This is a genomic window from Litoribacillus peritrichatus, from assembly GCF_039537985.1.
Taxonomy (GTDB): domain Bacteria; phylum Pseudomonadota; class Gammaproteobacteria; order Pseudomonadales; family Litoribrevibacteraceae; genus Litoribacillus; species Litoribacillus peritrichatus.
Genome location: NZ_BAABBN010000015.1, coordinates 34,265 through 50,992, shown reverse-complemented (window position 1 = coordinate 50,992; position 16,728 = coordinate 34,265). Strand labels below are relative to the sequence as shown.

Below are 16,728 nucleotides of genomic sequence, written 5' to 3'. Positions count from 1 at the left end.
CAAAAAAGGCCTTTAAATGTGTCCTGTAATGCGGCTTGTTAGGGGTATTTATTAAGATTAGAATGACCTAGATCGTATTCCTTTAGGAGGCTTTATGTCTACCGCCGCTCTTGATCAATTGAGATCACAAATAATGACATTACCTGAATCTGAGCGAGCAGAGCTGGCTCATGATTTAATTGAAAGCTTAGATGCTCCAAACGACAACGACGTTACAGGTGAATGGGAGCTTGAAATTGCAAAACGCGCAGCCCACGTAGACGCCGGAAATGCGAAACTAGTAGACCGCAAAACATTTCGAAGATGTATGGAATCAAAACTGAAGGGACAATAGTTTGCCTATAGAAATTTTAGATAAGGCACTCGAAGAAGCATCTGAAGCGGCCGCATGGTACGAAAAAGAATGTAAAGGGTTAGGTTATGATTTCTACAACGCCATAGAAGCCGCCTTTGATATTATTGAAAGTAAAGCTATTCCATTAAGCCCCATACCTTACAAAACTAATCGCATTGATATTAAACGCTTACCCCTCAAACGATTCCCCTTTGACATAGTTGTTTTAGAACGCTCTCAAAAAACGATTATTATTGCCATCGCTCACCAATCCAGAAAGCCTGGGTATTGGAAAAAACGTATTACCCCCTAGAAATAATCCCCCCACAAATGAGTTTTGCCTTCAATTCGAGGGCTAGCAAAGCCAACACAAAAAATTTGTTGAAACAATTGATTGAAATAACTCATACATTCTTCTTTCCCTGTGTTTGTAAGTTTTCAACTCTTTTCACGACCAATAATACAAAGCACCTCAATGGAAGAAGTTATGAAGCAACAATTAAGGATATTGCATGCCTCTAGAGTTTGAGCAGCTAATCAGAGAACAAGCTGGTCGTATCCGAGCAATAGCTAAGCGGTATGCAGACAACGGAAGTGAGGACGACCTTTATCAGGAGATTCTCGAGCAACTATGGCGTAGCTTTGACAGTTTTCGAGGTCAATCCAAGCCTGAAACCTGGGTTTACCGAGTCGCTTTTAATACCGCGATGACCCGCCTCCGTAAAGTCGTCAAACAACGTGAAATTGAGCAGAAGCTTCAGAGCTTAAAACAACCGAACGTATCAACTGGTAACCGCTGCCAAGCAGAAATATTAGAAGATTTCATGACGTCACTTAACGACATCGATGCTTCAGTGCTGATGATGTATCTCGATGGATTAAGCGGGCAGGAAATGGCTGATGTTCTAGGCATCCAACTGAATGCGGTTCAAGTGCGTATCAGCCGTTTGAAAAAGGCGTTTACTGACCGCTATATGGAGTTTTAGTTATGCAGTTAGATGATTTGAAAAGCACATGGGAGAAGGAAGTAACAATGAAAGAAGGAACTATTGATTTTGACAGTATCAGAAAACAGGTGAATAAATTGGATCGTAGTGCCAAAGCGACCTGGGCCATAGAGTTGTTCGCCTGCACTGGAGTCATAATTGTCTTAAGTGCAGTTTGGTTAACTTGGTTGACTACTAAAGAGCTCCATCCCTTGTTTCACTTAGGCATGCTTGCAATGATCGTAAGCTGTTTTTTTGTTTCCTGGAAAATTATTTCTGGGCGAAAAGTAACCACCAATGACGACTGGACACTGTCTGCCAAGCTCAATACTCAGATAGAAAAACGAGAAAAAGAAATCAAACTTTTGAAGAGCGTAGCCTACTGGTATCTCAGCCCTCTGTTTATTGCAATCTTATTGTCGTCTTACGGCGGGTATGTCCAGCGAACCGGAAGCTATATTCCCGATACAGACACTTGGGTCTATTGGACGCTTTGCTTAGCGCTGCATATCGGGATTTACTTCCTTAACCAACATTCAGCGAAAACGAAAGTGCAGCCCGTATTAGACCAGCTTTATGCGCTGAGAAGAGAGTTAGAAAGGTGATGTACTCTAATCGGGACGAATATAGGGTCTAGCAGGCCCTTCTCTCTACAACCCCAGCCTCATCACGATCGGAAGATGATCCGATCCAATATCCGCTCCTAGTTTCATTTCAAGCACCTCAAATTCGTCTGAAACCAGGCAATGATCGATAGGAATTCCAAACACAGACGACTGGGCGGGCCAGGTGGGTAAAACGCCAAATCCGATCCGGGTGTTTTGCATGGACGTGGACGCCTCCAGACGCGTGTAGTCATCCGACCACATGGTGACGTTCAAATCACCCATCAATATCTTTGGAGTATCAATAAGACTCAGTTCATCAGCCAAGGCCTCTAACTGCTGATTTCTATCACTGAAAAACATCGGGTTAATCGGTGGAAGCGGGTGCGTGGCAATCAAGGTATACGGCTTCTCCCCGATTGAAGATGAGACTTTGATACTCGGCAGGCCTGCCTGACCAATGTGCACAATTTCAGCACTGTCGAGAGGCGCTTTACTAAAGAGACCGATGCCAAAATTGTCGTTTTGAGGCCGGGTAATTTGGTATGGATATTGGCTTTTCAACCGCTGAAGTGCATTAAGCCACGCTCGATTCATCTCCAAAACAATGAACACATCCGGACTTTCTGCTTTGACGAAATTAATGAATTCATCGTAACGGTCATTGCCGGAGTGAACATTACTCAGTACAAGCTTAATATGACTTGAAGAGCCACCAGCATTGGCTTTGGTTTGACTAAAAAATGAAACCACATCGTAGGCGTTCGCTGATAGAACCACAGCAGCCAAAAGCCCAAACCGGTATTGCCTCAAAAAAAGAAACACGACCGATAGCCCAAAAGATAGCCATAAATACTGAATTCTGAAATGCGATAACAATTCAAAACTGAGGTGTGAGTGGCTGAAGTAGCTTAATCCACTCACGAGCGTCAGTATGATCAGGAAAAGTTTCGAGATTCTGGTCAAAGACAGTTTAAGTTGGGTCCACATTGTCCGAATCCCTAATGAAATAATCCTTAATAAAGACACCTACACGCATCTGGCAAACGTTCTTTGGGTGAGTATCCATCATCCTGCTGCTCTATTTTTAAATTTCCATTTTTATCAGCTTTGCTGATACCGGTGAGTCAGCAATTTAATCAGAAAAACAGATTTTATTCTTATCCAAATCTCTCACATACGCAGAAAAACGAGGCCCCCGTTGATTGGGCTCCCCCTCACAAGTACCGCCTAATTCAATCGCCTTTTTGTGAAGCCTTTTTACTTCGTCGGTAGAGCCAACACTGAAACCAACCATGGTTCCATTTCCATTCGTAGCCGATTCCCCATCAAAGGGAATCGCTACTGCAAATGCAAAATCCTCTCCCAACCAATAGGTCATTCTTTCTGTCGGTGCTACTTTCTTAAAGTCCGTTTTCTCGAAAAGTGAATCATAGAACGGAATTGCAGATTCCATGTTGTTTGTGCCAACAACGAAATAGTTCATTTTCATAACTTAGTTTCTCCTACTGAATAGGAGATGAATTCTATCTCCGCTCCACTGACAGCTGATGTCAGGAGAGTTAAGAAAGCTTAGCAGCTTGAAAAAGCTCAACTTGAATGGTTTCTTAGTACGAGCATAAAATAAGGTGTATTCGTTGGTTTCGAAGCCGATTCCAGTCTTTTATTTATAGCCTCTTTGCTTGACTCGGCTCAAACAACTTACAATCCATGTTCGATAATATACTGATTCAACAGCAAGCATCATTAGATACATTGTATGACCACACCGCAAACTTGGTATCAGCCTTTTGATAACAGCCTGAAATCCATCCGAGTGATGATTTCAAAACATCTGTGGGCGCAAATTTTAATCGCGCTGGTACTGGGTATCAGCGTTGGCCTAATGCTCTCGCCAGAAGGCGGCGGTTTACTTTCAGAGTCATCTGCGGAAGTTGCCGCAGAATGGATTAAGTTACCAGGCAGTATTTTTCTTGCTCTGATTCAAATGGTGGTCATTCCTTTAGTCGTCAGCTCCATTATGCTTGGTGTTGCGACCGCAGGAGACCCCGAATACCTAAAACGCATAGGCTTGCGTATTTTTCCCTATTTTGTACTGACAACCTGCGTTGCTGTCAGCATCGGCGCCTTACTTGCCAATTGGATTGAGCCCGGTCGGTTTATTGATGGCGCACTGGTTGCCTCGGTCGAACAATCCGCTCCAACCGTCACGAATACACTCGATTCAAGCCTGCCGGAACGTCTTGTTGCGCTTCTACCGAAAAGCATGACACAAGCCACCGTAGATCAAAGCATGCTGCAACTGGTGGTCTTCGCAATGATCATGGGCGTCGCTCTCATCTCACTGCCTCAAAAGAAAGCCAAACTACTGCTGCAATTATTGGATACCGTACAGTCCATTTCAATGAAGGTCGTTGGCTGGGCGATGATGCTTGCGCCCTACGCCGTATTTGGGTTGTTATGTGACATTACCATTAAGATTGGCGTGAATGCGTTACTTGGAATGCTGGTCTATGTACTGACCGTATTAACAGGGCTTGTTTTCTTACTGGTGTTCTATCTGATTCTGGTGAAAGTCCTGGCCGGGCGCTCTCCTCTGGGCTTCTTGAAAGAAATTCGTTCCGTTCAACTGTTGGCGTTCTCCACATCCAGTTCCGCCGCTGTCATGCCGCTTTCATTAAAGACCTCGGAACAGAACCTCAAAGTCAATCCGGCAATCGGCCAATTCGTGGTGCCTTTGGGCGCAACCATCAATATGGATGGCACCGCGATGTATCAGACCATTGCGGCGCTATTTCTGGTGCAAGCCTTTGGTATTGATCTCAGTTTCAGTGCCATGCTGCTTCTCATGATTACAACGGTAGGTGCATCCATCGGTGCACCCAGTACCCCAGGTGTCGGCATCGTCATTCTCGCCACGCTATTAGAAAGTGTCGGCGTCCCCGGTGCGGGCATCGCCTTAATACTGGGCGTGGATCGTATTCTTGATATGAGCCGCACCGCATTAAATGTTACCGGCGATATGACCGCATGTTGTGTCATGGACAAATGGCTGCCCGTTTCTGACCGCCAAAAGCCCATTGACTACTGGGAGAGTTAATAGCTCTCTTTAACACTTAAGATCAGCGTTAAAAAATCCAGCAGTGGTTACAACTTAAATTTGGCGTTCAAGCCAATTTCACTTTACTCTATTTCCTTTGATGGCAATTAAACAAGCATTTATTCAAGGGAAGTTCGCCGTGTTTAAGACCCCGATTTTCGTTTGTGTATTAACCTTATTTTCGACGGTGCTTACTGCTCAAGAAAGACAGGTTGAGTTGATTATCTCTGGGCTTGAAAGCCCTTGGGCAATCGAACAAATCGATGACCAAACACTGATCATTACAGAAAAAACAGGTCATGTGGGTCTGCTGAATCTTTCGAACAAAAAATACAAGCGCATCGCGACCATCCAAGAATCCGCACTGCACGGCCAAGGCGGATTGCTTGATGTGGCAGTCTCCCCTTTTGCACCTAATACGCTTTATTTTACTTACAGTAAACACGTCAAAGTGGGCTACGAAACCACACTGGCCATAACAACACTCAAAGAAAACAAGCTGGTTAACTGGCGGAATCTGCTAATCACTCAATCCAACTCCGACACAGGTCGTCACTTCGGTAGCCGCATTACCTTCGACGATAACTACCTCTTCTTCAGTGTCGGTGACCGAGGGGTAAGAGATAACGGCCAAGACCTATCCACCCATGCTGGCACTATTATTCGGCTGCACCCTGACGGCCGTGTCCCGGACGATAACCCGTTTGCGGGTCAAGCGAATGCCCAGCCCGAAATTTGGAGCTACGGACACCGAAACCCACAGGGCCTGTTTTATGATCATCAAGACAAAACCCTATGGTCCATCGAACATGGCCCGCGCGGTGGCGATGAAGTCAATCTCATTGTCAAAGGCCAAAACTATGGCTGGGCCAGAGCCTCCCATGGCAAAGAATACTGGGGGCCTTTCAGCGTTGGTGAAGCGGAAGAACTCCCCGGAATGGAATCGCCTAAAAAGGTCTACACCCTCTCTATCGCACCAAGTTCACTGATTTTTTATCGCAGTAAGACCTATCCGGAACTGACCGGAAAGCTCATTGCTGGCGCACTTAAACTCACCCACCTCAATGTATTGAGTGTCGATGAACATCAAAACATCACCCATGAAGAACGTATTTTATCGTCGCTGAATGAGCGAATAAGAGATGTGTTGGCATTAAAAAACGGGGATATTCTGATCGCAACGGATGAGGGGAATATTTATCGGTTGGTGCCTTGAAATGTATTCGATCTCAGTAAAGCTGAAGCCTTACCAAAATCACTGTAACCGTAAAGAACTTTTGCCTATTCAAGATACTCTTTAAGAAGGCTTTGATACGCTTTTGATGTTCTGACTTCATTCAATGAAGCATTGAACGTATTTAAAAAGGCATTACCATTAGGATGTTTTTTGGACACCAAAAGGTGCATGCTTTGCGTCAACAAAATACGCTCATGCATCTTAAAGTCGCCGGTTGGCAAACCAGCTTTTCTAATGGATGCGTATCCAACGTACTTATCCATATCCACCAAGTCCACACGACCCTGGTTTAACAGTAAAAAACAGGTCTCAAGCTTGTCGGCCCAAAGAATCTCAAGGGAGGCACTGTCCAAAAAATTTTGTACTGCATTGACGTTATAACCAACAGGTTTGCACCCTGTCACTTTCTCGAACTGCTCAAGTTGATTATAGTCCCGATGATCATCAACCCTGACAAACAGCCGTTCTTCAACACCAATAACGGGGTCTGAATAGAGAAGGTGTTCGGCTCGTTCAGGCGTATGAACATAAGGAAAAGTGGCAATGTATTTTCCTTCAATGGTTTCCAAATAACCTCGACGCCAAGGCAACCACTTAAGTGAGTATTCCCCTTCCACCTGAAGCATCACCATGTCAATCAGCTTAACTAACAAGCCGCCCGCCGGATAGTCAGGATCGGTATACGGTGGAAAATCAGGGCCCGTCACAATAACCCAGTGAGAGCTATCTGTGCTTTCATTGGCTGAAAGCCATCCGCTGAAGATAAGAATCCATATAAGAAAAATTCGGCTAAGCATGAGGCTAACTTACCTGACGAGTCCTCATAACCATAGCAGGGAAATTCATTATTCAGGAAAAATATCAGACATAAGGGCGCCCCATCAGAGTCAAAATACAACCATCTTTGACCTTGACCGATAACCAGTAAATTCCCCAGTAATACAAACTTACAGCCAGTTATTCTCAAGGTAGGCGTCTCTATTTCTCCAAACTTTTAAAAACAGCCCAAACTGTCAACTTTTAATCAACAGTATTATTCAATTCACCTATCTTATCCACCAAAAAGAAACAATTTAAGATCCCTTACACGATTTGGCTGCAGCGACAATTAGGCTTCGGGTTCTGAAGTTGATCCGAACATTCACTCGAGTTGGCCACGAATGTTATTTACTTAAGGAGTTTCTGATGAAAAACGTTTTATCTTTTACAGTGCTGATAGTAACGCTGTTGTTTAATGGCTTGCTCTTCGCCTCCGAAGCAAGTTCAAGCAAAATCAAAATTCTGATTGTACTCACCAGCCATACCGAACTGGGCAACACGGGTAAGAAAACCGGTTTTTGGTTGCCCGAGTTGACCCACCCGTATTATGAGTTCACAGAAGCCGGTTTTCAGGTGGATGTCGCCAGCATCGAAGGAGGCATGGCGCCCGTGGACAGCAAAGCCTTTAAGGAAGAAGATGAGTTCCATGATCGCTTTTTAAATGACCCAGTGCTAATGGCGAAAGTCATTCGCAGTCTTCCCTTGTCGGAGGTCAACCCGGACGATTACCAAGCCATTATGTTCGCGGGTGGTTCAGGGCCTATGTGGGATTTCCCGAACAATGCTGACATCAGCCGTGTATCCGCCGCCATTTACGAGAATAACGGCATCGTATCAGCGATCTGCCACGGGACTGCCGCACTGGTGGATCTGAGATTATCGAACGGTAAGCTACTAGCAGAAGGAAGACGAGTTTCTGCCTTTACCAATGAGGAAGAAGCGAGCTTGGGCACCACAAAAATCGTCCCCTTCTTGTTGCAAGATAAGATGGCTGAAATTGGCGCGGTACACATTCCGGGTCAAGCATGGCAAGAAAACGTGGTAGTCGATGGCCGTTTGGTCACTGGGCAGAACCCGGCTTCAGCCAAGAAAGCAGCTCAGAGCATCATTGCCATGTTGCAGAAGAAATAGTTTAGATACCTAATCCATCGCTTAGTTTGGAAGAAAGCTTTAGCGGTGGATTAGGGGCTGTGCTTTTAAGTATTGACGTGGTCAAGCATATTTGGACAACCCAGTTAAGCAACATTTCTCAGTTCTGCCATTTCCTGTTCAAATTCATTTGGACTTTTGTAACCCAAGTAGGAATGCAAGCGCTGACTGTTATAAAACATTGATATGTAGTTCAGAATATCCTGCTGAGCTTCATATCTTGTTTGATAGCTTTTCCATTGAACTCGCTCCTGTTTCAAGCTACCAAAGAAGCTCTCGACAACAGCATTATCCCAACAATCCCCTTTGCGACTCATGCTTCCACAAAACCCCTGGATCTTCAGTAAGTTTCTGAAAGCTTTACTGGCATATTGGGAACCTCGGTCTGAATAATGAATCAATCCCGGTTGAGGCCGACGTTGCCAGATAGCCATTTTCAGCGCGTCGCAAACTAACTTCGACTTCATTCGTGATCCCATACTCCAACCTACAACTTTTCGGGAATAGAGGTCGATGACAACTGCAAGATATAGCCAGCCTTCCTGTGTCCAGATGTAGGTGATATCTGAAGCAAAAACCTGGTTAGGCTGATCAACTTTAAACTCTCTATTCAGTAGGTTTTCATACACGGGTTGCTTGTGATTACTATTCGTTGTGACTTTGTATTTCTTTCGGCTGCGAACTTTAACTCCAGCTTCTACCATGAGTTTTTTAGTTTTGTTTCGGCCAACCGGATAACTCAGGATATTCAATGCAGCTTTCATTCGCCGATAGCCATAGGTGTAGCCACTGGACTCGGCAATATCTTGTATCCATTCCAGCATTTCCTTGTGTTTTGGGTCATCAGGCTTGTTCTTATTACGTTTTTGAAAACTGTAATAGCCTGAGCGAGTTACTCCCATTAATCGACACATCAGGTCAACGGGCCAGGTCTTCTTCTTTTGGGCGATAAACGAATACTTTACTTCGTTTCTTTGGCAAAGAAGACCGTCGCTTCCTTTAAAATTTGTTTCTCCATTTCAAGGCGTTTCACTTGCGCTTTGAGCTTTCGTATTTCTTCTTGATCTGGAGTTAACTTTCCATTCCCGCGAAAAGCCAGGGCATCATCTGCTTCACTTTCTTTGATCCAGCGTCCGAGCATATTGGCATTAATCCCTAGACTTCTGGCTGCTTCTGATCTGCTATAGCCTTGCTCCAATACCAAGCTAATTGCATCAAGTTTAAATTCTTTTGAATACTTATTTCTTGTGGTCATATTTACTAACTCCAGTTTGGATTATTATCCTTAACTGGACTGTACAAATCTATTAGACCACCTCATATGCACACGCCTATGTCAGAGGAGCGCAAGATCTTGCTTCTGTATTAGCACAGCCAACTGTACTTGGCCCAAGATCCTATGGGTGGAATGGAAATGCAGATGCAAAAGTTCCAAGTTTAGCAAAAGGTAAAAAAGGTATTATTTGCTATATGGGGATTCCTGGGTACTCTGGGCAAGGTCATATTGATTTATGGGATGGAGAGGGGCCAGTAGGGTCAGACTATTGGGATGCAAAGATTATTTGGCTTTGGGTGTTAAGTTCATGAAAAAAACATTAGTTTGTTTGTTGCTCTCTGCATGCAGTTATGCAGCAAGTAATGAGATTATTCGGTTATTTGATACCAACATCATGATGAACTCTGTTTGTTCATTATCGTTTACAAAGAATGAAACAACTGCATCGTACTCGCCAGTTTTTTCTGAGCAGGGTGATTGCAGAATTGTAACTCACCCTGAAAGTAATGTTCCTCATATTGAATTTATAAACGGGATGTACATTTTCTTTGTAGAAAATAATCTTAAGCTTGGGAATAGTTGTAAATCAGAGTACACGGCTATGGGTGTGACGAAGACCAATGAAGTCAGAGCAACAAGAGTAATTAAAAAAAGCTCATCATGCTATCAGGCTAGAGAAATTCAAGCGTATCAATATTTTTCTACAAAACTAAACGCAAAAGATAAAATTCTATAATTAAAATGGCTGGGCTTAAGAGCTCAGCTTTCTAGCAAAACGAAAAAACGGACAGCCATCTTAATAAAAGTATTATCGATCACTCTTCTTAGGATGAGTGATCGATTTGTCAGTACCAAAACCATCAGCCAAAGCTCTTATCATGGATGATGAGATGGACGCCCCTGCTAAATCGGCGTCGATGCGCCAAACTGAGTTTCTAACCTTCAGTTAATTGAGAGGCATCCACCATGAATAAGCTTAATACCATTTCCATCGATTTGGCAAAAAATGTATTTCAGGTATGTATCATGTCATCTCAAGGAAGAGTGCAAAAAAACGTATCAGTTTCCAGAAACAAACTAGCCGATTTAATGCGACAACAACCAAGGTCGATTGTTGCTATGGAGGCCTGTTATTCCAGTCACTACTGGGCAAGAGTCTTTCAGTCTATGGGGCACCAGGTTCGGTTAATTCCAGCGCAACACGTTAAGCCTTTTGTTCGTGGAAACAAAAACGATCACAACGATGCTTTGGCTATTGCAGAAGCCTCCATGCGGCCCAATATCCGATTTGTGCCCATTAAAACAATTGAGCAACAGGATATTCAATCGCTTCATCGAATCCGGGAGCGTCTTGTTAGACAGCGAACAGGATTGGTTAATCAAACTCGTGGCTTGTTGAGTGAATACGGTATTATCTTCCCAAAGAGTTACTCGAACTTTAAGACTAGAATTGGGTTGCTGGCTATTGAAGGTCACATCCACTTAACACCGCTTGTGTATGCTCAAATCAAGTTAATTGTGAATGAACTTGATCTCATTAATTTACACATCACCAAACTTGAAAAGCAGCTCCATACGATTTTAAACATTCACCCTACCTGCCAGCTGCTGCATAGTATTCCCGGTATTGGGGTGATTAATGCCACAGCGTTATACAGCGCCATTGGCAATGGGCAGCAATTTAAACGAGCCAAAGATCTATCGGTATGGTTAGGGTTGACGCCAAGGCAATACGCCAGTGGTGAGAAATCGACCTCAGGGAGTATCACTAAACGCGGTAACCGATACCTGAGAAAGCAGCTAGTACATGGAGCACGCGCCTATTTAAGCTTCTGCCATGATAAAACGGACAAGCTTTCTTTATGGGTGAAACAACTGGCAGAACGACGGGGAAGCTGTAAAGCGATCGTTGCACTAGCTAATCGCTTGGCAAGAATTGCCTGGATTTTACTCCACAAGAATGAAAGGTACGTGCAAGCATAATAAAGACGATGAACTCTGGTAATCATTATGAGTGATGAAAAAGCGGGTAACCCGTACTTGATGTAAGCCTGTCATGGACAAGGCATTTAATGCCGAGTGGATGTTTTTGGCCATCAAGTGCGGATCTCATTAGGGCCAGGTAGAACAAAGCCTTAGGCCGGATATATGTCAGCATTACCCTGACCTCATCTGACAAGACGTGATACCAGTAAAGTGATAAACAAGGGCTTTGGAGCTTAGAAGGCTCAAGGCATTGCTAGCCTGTGCCTTGACACCGCAGGGGCGTCCATATATGTCCATTATTATTTTAGCTAGGGGTATAGATGGCATTATCTTCCATTACCTTGATCCTGATAGGTGACTGATACGGATCACTACCGACACCATATGATTGAAAAAATTGGGTGTTCACAGAATTAACGGTATTACAGAAATAAACTTTAAGGACAACCTTAAATTGCCCCTATCAGCATCGTGCGGACTGTTGACTCCGGCTGGCTAATGAGTGACCCTTTGATTCATTGTTCAGAGACTACCATCAAGCAATATCGCCGAAAAAATCAACAAGAAAATAATATATCACACTTCCCAAAACCACGGTTAAGATCAACCCACTAATTCTAAAATATGCACATAGACCTACGGCAAATAGAGAAACAATTGCAGGCACTGGAGCAACGTTAACCTCTTGAATAACGATATACACTATAAAATTTAAGAATACGGCTGAGGGGATGATGTGCTCAACCCAAACCTTAGCACTAGAGTTTATCCTAATATTAATGAACGCAGGAAGGATTCGAACCAACAGACTAGTACTGAGCAAAGCAAGAACAGCCATATAAGCATAGTCATTCATTTTTTACCCCACAGATATAGAACTATCGTCGTTACCGCTACCCCAGGAAGCCAAAAATAAACAGGACCCAAAACATAAATAAAAAAGATAGTAAGCATACAGCAAACCATCACAAGGATTACTTGAAGCCTGTAGACCCCCCTCATTCGCACCTTCAATTGAACAACAGATAAATAAACCAACACAACACTGGCAGGGAATCCCAAATATATGTCTTCTCCGATCCAGTCATTGGGAATAGCTTGCCCCAGCAGACCACCAACAACCCCCGAAACAACCCAAGTAAGAAAAATAATAACCCTTACTCTCGATATAGTATTAATAGAGTCGCTATCCCTCTCTGTTGCATAGGCTTCATCTCCAAGCATATGAGCAACGGAAATACGCTCAAGAAAAGACTTTGGTAATCTTGAGTGTGTAGTCAAACTTATAGGCAAATAACGACTATTAATAGAAGCACAAAGCAATAACATCGTCATAAAACCAGCGCCAGATTCAGTTAATGGTAGAAGGGCAAACTGCCCACTACCGGTGAAACCAAACAAACTAGCAGCCAATATTTGAATTAAATCCCAATCAGCCCTTACTGCCAGAATACCAAAGAGCATACTGACCGGAATGATTGCCAAAGCGGGAGGTAATGCCCGGAGTATAGCCTCCCGAGCTACAGATTTACTCCCCGCTATCAGGTGTTCACGAGAAACACTCATCGTTTAGATCCCAAAGCCTTACGTTCATGCGCAGGGCCATAAGCTCTATTTTCCCAAGGACTGATTTCAATCACCCAAATATCACGATAACCAATGTCGCCTTTATCTGCTTCAATAGGCGTCGCGTAATGGATAAAACGCTCATCATCAATCAGAATCGCCTGATTTTCTGACAAAGTAGTCTTGTAAAGGACTTCGTTCGTATTCGGATCTATAACCTGAGTCTCACCTCCCGTCACATTATGCCGCTTCGCTATTGCAATAATGCTATATTCATGACCATCTCGATGAGGTCCTTCAGGAACAGTAATACCCTTAAATTCACTGTTCGCTATTACACGAATCTGGTTAACATTTATTTGATACATTCTTTCTCGATCTACGGGAAGACTCTCTAAAACCGTTGAAACAAGCGAAGAAGGATCAACTGTTAATTGCTCTCTATGTCGAGGAACACCACCAGCTTCACTGAGCTTTATATAATCTGCAGACTGCACATATTTACGCTGTGGTAGAGTAGCAAATACCCACTCAATTTCATCCCAAAAACCAAAATATTGAGTAAGACGTATCTTTCGAAGCCTACTCAAACTATGTCCGTCTCTAGGCATATGATTAAATGAATCTAACTCTTCATCGGAAAGAGTGGGCATATCAATAACGCAAAACCCCTGCTTGAGATAATCTCCGTCTACAGAAAGTTTTGGGTCTGTTTGTTTAAGCACCGAGTTCATAGTCGTTAATCTCCCTTCTGTAAATTACACTGGCTGTAAATTAAATGTTGCTATTTCAAAAGGCTGAATTGCTTCAATATGTTTACGAGTGATTCCACGATAAAAGTCACAAGCAGACACCTCCACAGCACCAATAGAATCAAACTTTTTCTCTAATGGGCCGAGACAAAGACCACCACAAAACCCTTCAATCTCACAACCGTTACAGAACTCCGGATTATCTCGTCGAAGTCCTGCATGCTCTAAATATGGAGAGTCATTCAAAATTTTGGATTCATCTAGAATATTCCCTAACAAAGTAGAACCAGCTTTACAGGCAAAAACAGACCCGTTTGGTTCAATACTGAACTGAGCACCTTTCGCCGAACAGTTTTTAAAACCACGATGACTGACGGTGTCAAAACCAAGCATAACCTGAAAAATTTGATGCCAATAACCTGTTAATACGACTCCTTTTGTACGACCATATTTCACTACACGCCATAAATGCTCAACAATATTATCCGCACCATATTCCGAATAAAAAGTCGGGTCAAAATCAACAACAACTCCAATTTCTTTAGCACCCACATCTACAGCTAGGTCAACAATTGATTCATTGAAATCATCCCATGTCGAAGAGGTTAAAGCGGCATTAATGGCAATTCGATTTTTATATTTTTGCAATAAACGAAGACCCTGCATAACCGTAGGCATACTGTCGTCGCCATTCTTTAATGGTCGACTAGGACTATTAGGAGAGTCAACGCTTACACATACTGCCACTTCAAATTCAGCAAATACTTTGGCGACTTCATCTGTAATAAGAGATCCATTAGTAACGGTGGAATAGTTGATAATGATATCTTCTCGTTCTCCCCGCCCAAAGTGCTCAAGTACTGCTCTTATGGTCCTCCAGTTAAGTAGAGGCTCCCCTCCAAAAAATTGGATCATAACCTCCCTTACTCCTTCAGAACGAGCAACATTCAGAGCCGAAGTGACGTAGCTAATACCATCTTCAGGCTTCATTGATCTATTTTGAGGACTATACTGATGCTCAAAACGTTCCTTGGAAGCATAGATTGAGTCTTCGATATTTACTTTGATGGCATCTTTCGCAATAATTCGTGACTCATCTACCTTATCAGCCTCTTCTTCAGCAGACATTTCTTTACCCTGAACGCCCTCAAAGCAATAAGTACATCCAAAGTTACAAGCATTCGCTAAAATCAATTGAATAATATTAACCTTTTTTTCAACCTCTTCATTTTCAAAAGTTATTTCAGGCTTTGTAGTTTCAACAAGAACTCTTCTGGCGATTAATTGCTGTATTAATTCTTCTTTACGAGTTCTTGCTTCATTACCCAAAACTCTTTCAGGCACAGGTAAGGAGCGTTTGAACTCCATCAACAAATCATTAGCAGCGTCATCAAGGAAAAACAACCCTCCTAAAAGGCGGTTATACGCAGCAGTTCGATTACCAACCCGATGCTGAACAATATCGTTCGATAAGATAAAGTTTCTAGTTTTTACAACGTCAGCAGTTATCATTAAATTCCCTACATGTATACAGAGTTCTTATCAAAAACCGCCTGTAGGCAACAGGCGGCTAACAATTTACTTAGTCAGACTAGTGGCAAGCTTAATACTATCTAGACCAAATGTTCCGCCTACAGTCCCACCAACAGTCCCACCAACAGTTCCGCCTACAGTGCTTTCTAGTGAATTAATTTTGCTATCCAATTTCATAAATATTCCTTTCGTTGCTGTAAACCAGTAAAAATGCCCTTAAGCAATGCGCTCAAGAAGCCATTTAGACTTTGCAATAAGTCACAGCTGACACAACTGAAGTCAGTCATGCAGTTTGCTCTTTACTAAGTCTCGAAAGATTCTATGGATAAAAAAAAGAAGGATCTTGTATGATCCTGCAAGTTTTAGAAAAGAATTAAGCGCTTAGAATCTCAGCCCAACGCCCAGGAGTAATACCGTAGTTTTTAGTGAAATGATGTGTCATGTGGCTTTGATCCGTAAAACCACAGCTTATCGCCGTATCAACCAAAGCCATGTCCTGCCGAATCATAGCTCTAGCTTTATCAAGACGCCTCAATGTCAGATAACGATAAGGGCTAGTGCCATACAAAGCTCGAAAATCCCTTGAAAGACTCCAGCGGTCAGTATCTGTTATCAACTCAAGATCCTCTAAAGTCACAACCCTGTCTAAGCAGTTCAGGATGTACTCCCTAGCCATTTCTGCAGCGGAATAATTAAGTTTTCGACGTTTAATTTTTTGATTCGATACAGCCGACATTGCCTGTACAAGATCATAAACACCGTCATCTTCTTCAAGAGACTCTAAAGGATTATCTAGTCGATCCAATAGACCAGAAACAGCTGAAGTAATTCTGGTGTCTTTTGAAACACCATCAGGAACAAAAGGAAGTGACTGGCCTCCTAAAATATTTTGGATAAGTTCAGGCTGGATATAAAGGATTTTGTAATGAAACCCTTCCTGAGTTCCAGCTTCACCATCATGCAATTCATCAGGATGCAAAATTACTGCATTACCGGGTAAGCTATGTCTTATAACCTTACGGTAATTGAAGTTATGTACTCCAGCCACTGTCAGACCAATCGCATATGTATCATGACGATGCGGTGCGAAACCATACCCAGAAAAATACGCTTCCATTCTTTCAAGCTTAGCTGACGGTGCCGCTAACCTCGCCCAATCCTTTGTTTTCATTATTAAACCTTTTTTCATTTTAATGGCAACACTAGAAAACAGTATATTCTTCATAAGATTGATGTCTATCAATAGCTTATGAACCTTTTACAACCAGTGCTAATAAGTATGTAGAACAGCAGACTATAGTATTACTTTCTGGCTCGATGTGAAGTACCTTGAGAACCATTGACTCCGATTTACCTCAAAATGAAACTCGTTCAAATTGCCCATT

At 42.9% G+C, this 16,728-nt stretch carries 18 protein-coding genes and 1 pseudogene; 10 read left to right on the top strand and 9 right to left on the bottom strand.

Annotated elements, in window-relative coordinates:
- Window positions 1-94 precede the first annotated feature (94 nt).
- From ABD744_RS19580 to ABD744_RS19565, 4 genes are all read left to right on the top strand, one after another.
- Window positions 95-334 carry an addiction module protein gene (locus tag ABD744_RS19580; RefSeq protein ID WP_344800281.1) on the top strand — a complete coding sequence of 80 codons (240 nt, stop codon included), beginning with the start codon at window positions 95-97 and terminating at the stop codon, window positions 332-334.
- Window position 335: 1 nt separating this feature from the next.
- Window positions 336-647, top strand: coding sequence for a hypothetical protein (locus tag ABD744_RS19575; protein WP_344800280.1), 312 nt, complete (start codon window positions 336-338; stop codon window positions 645-647).
- Between the two features lie 199 nt (window positions 648-846).
- Window positions 847-1,320, top strand: coding sequence for an RNA polymerase sigma factor (locus tag ABD744_RS19570; RefSeq protein ID WP_344800279.1), 474 nt, complete (start codon window positions 847-849; stop codon window positions 1,318-1,320).
- Between the two features lie 2 nt (window positions 1,321-1,322).
- Window positions 1,323-1,925: a hypothetical protein gene (locus tag ABD744_RS19565; protein ID WP_344800277.1), complete on the top strand. Its 603-nt coding sequence runs from the start codon at window positions 1,323-1,325 to the stop codon at window positions 1,923-1,925.
- Window positions 1,926-1,970: 45 nt separating this feature from the next.
- On the opposite strand, the gene ABD744_RS19560 is transcribed toward ABD744_RS19565, so the two are convergent.
- On the bottom strand, window positions 1,971-2,915 hold the full coding sequence (locus ABD744_RS19560; protein WP_344800276.1) for an endonuclease/exonuclease/phosphatase family protein: 945 nt from the start codon (window positions 2,913-2,915) through the stop codon (window positions 1,971-1,973).
- Window positions 2,916-3,060: 145 nt separating this feature from the next.
- A complete protein-coding gene (locus ABD744_RS19555; protein ID WP_344800275.1) occupies window positions 3,061-3,417 on the bottom strand; it encodes a VOC family protein in 357 nt (118 codons plus the stop codon).
- Window positions 3,418-3,684: 267 nt separating this feature from the next.
- Here ABD744_RS19555 and ABD744_RS19550 point away from each other — a divergent pair, with 267 nt between their 5' ends.
- Together ABD744_RS19550 and ABD744_RS19545 are read left to right on the top strand one after the other, a co-directional pair.
- Window positions 3,685-5,025 carry a dicarboxylate/amino acid:cation symporter gene (locus tag ABD744_RS19550; protein WP_344800274.1) on the top strand — a complete coding sequence of 447 codons (1,341 nt, stop codon included), beginning with the start codon at window positions 3,685-3,687 and terminating at the stop codon, window positions 5,023-5,025.
- A 139-nt stretch (window positions 5,026-5,164) separates the two neighbouring features.
- Window positions 5,165-6,241, top strand: coding sequence for a PQQ-dependent sugar dehydrogenase (locus ABD744_RS19545; RefSeq protein WP_344800273.1), 1,077 nt, complete (start codon window positions 5,165-5,167; stop codon window positions 6,239-6,241).
- Window positions 6,242-6,306: 65 nt separating this feature from the next.
- Here the strand turns inward: ABD744_RS19545 and ABD744_RS19540 are convergent, their stop codons facing one another.
- Window positions 6,307-7,059, bottom strand: a complete 753-nt coding sequence (locus tag ABD744_RS19540; RefSeq protein ID WP_344800272.1) for a substrate-binding periplasmic protein — start codon at window positions 7,057-7,059, stop codon at window positions 6,307-6,309.
- A 388-nt stretch (window positions 7,060-7,447) separates the two neighbouring features.
- On the opposite strand from ABD744_RS19540, the gene ABD744_RS19535 reads away from it, so the two are divergent.
- The gene (locus ABD744_RS19535; protein WP_344800271.1) at window positions 7,448-8,212 is read left to right on the top strand and encodes a type 1 glutamine amidotransferase domain-containing protein; all 765 of its coding nucleotides are present in this window, start codon (window positions 7,448-7,450) and stop codon (window positions 8,210-8,212) included.
- Window positions 8,213-8,316: 104 nt separating this feature from the next.
- On the opposite strand, the gene ABD744_RS19530 is transcribed toward ABD744_RS19535, so the two are convergent.
- Window positions 8,317-9,485, bottom strand: a protein-coding gene (locus tag ABD744_RS19530; protein WP_344800270.1) for an IS3 family transposase whose coding sequence is annotated in 2 segments (ribosomal slippage) — window positions 8,317-9,239 and window positions 9,239-9,485 — 1,170 coding nt in all. Because the reading frame shifts where the segments join, the coding sequence is not laid out codon by codon here.
- Window positions 9,486-9,568: 83 nt separating this feature from the next.
- On the opposite strand from ABD744_RS19530, the pseudogene ABD744_RS23210 reads away from it, so the two are divergent.
- The 3 genes and pseudogenes from ABD744_RS23210 to ABD744_RS19520 form a co-directional block, all read left to right on the top strand.
- A pseudogene (locus ABD744_RS23210) lies at window positions 9,569-9,817 on the top strand (T6SS effector amidase Tae4 family protein); the annotation flags it as partial.
- Window positions 9,814-10,242 carry a hypothetical protein gene (locus ABD744_RS19525; RefSeq protein WP_344800269.1) on the top strand — a complete coding sequence of 143 codons (429 nt, stop codon included), beginning with the start codon at window positions 9,814-9,816 and terminating at the stop codon, window positions 10,240-10,242. The pseudogene ABD744_RS23210 and the gene ABD744_RS19525, both read left to right, overlap by 4 nt.
- 230 nt (window positions 10,243-10,472) lie before the next feature.
- Window positions 10,473-11,489, top strand: a complete 1,017-nt coding sequence (locus ABD744_RS19520; RefSeq protein WP_344800267.1) for an IS110 family RNA-guided transposase — start codon at window positions 10,473-10,475, stop codon at window positions 11,487-11,489.
- A gap of 538 nt (window positions 11,490-12,027) precedes the next feature.
- On the opposite strand, the gene ABD744_RS19515 is transcribed toward ABD744_RS19520, so the two are convergent.
- From ABD744_RS19515 to ABD744_RS19495, 5 genes are all read right to left on the bottom strand, one after another.
- Window positions 12,028-12,348 (bottom strand): hypothetical protein, encoded by a 321-nt coding sequence (locus ABD744_RS19515; RefSeq protein WP_344800266.1) that lies wholly within the window; start codon window positions 12,346-12,348, stop codon window positions 12,028-12,030.
- A complete protein-coding gene (locus ABD744_RS19510; RefSeq protein WP_344800265.1) occupies window positions 12,345-13,058 on the bottom strand; it encodes an AzlC family ABC transporter permease in 714 nt (237 codons plus the stop codon). The genes ABD744_RS19515 and ABD744_RS19510 overlap by 4 nt, the downstream gene beginning before the upstream one ends.
- A complete protein-coding gene (locus ABD744_RS19505) occupies window positions 13,055-13,792 on the bottom strand; it encodes a 2OG-Fe dioxygenase family protein (protein WP_344800264.1) in 738 nt (245 codons plus the stop codon). The genes ABD744_RS19510 and ABD744_RS19505 overlap by 4 nt, the downstream gene beginning before the upstream one ends.
- Before the next feature lie 24 nt (window positions 13,793-13,816).
- Complete coding sequence (locus tag ABD744_RS19500) at window positions 13,817-15,322, bottom strand: radical SAM/SPASM domain-containing protein (RefSeq protein ID WP_344800263.1); 1,506 nt, start codon at window positions 15,320-15,322, stop codon at window positions 13,817-13,819.
- 394 nt (window positions 15,323-15,716) lie between these two features.
- A complete protein-coding gene (locus tag ABD744_RS19495; protein WP_344800262.1) occupies window positions 15,717-16,568 on the bottom strand; it encodes an AraC family transcriptional regulator in 852 nt (283 codons plus the stop codon).
- Window positions 16,569-16,728 lie beyond the last annotated feature (160 nt).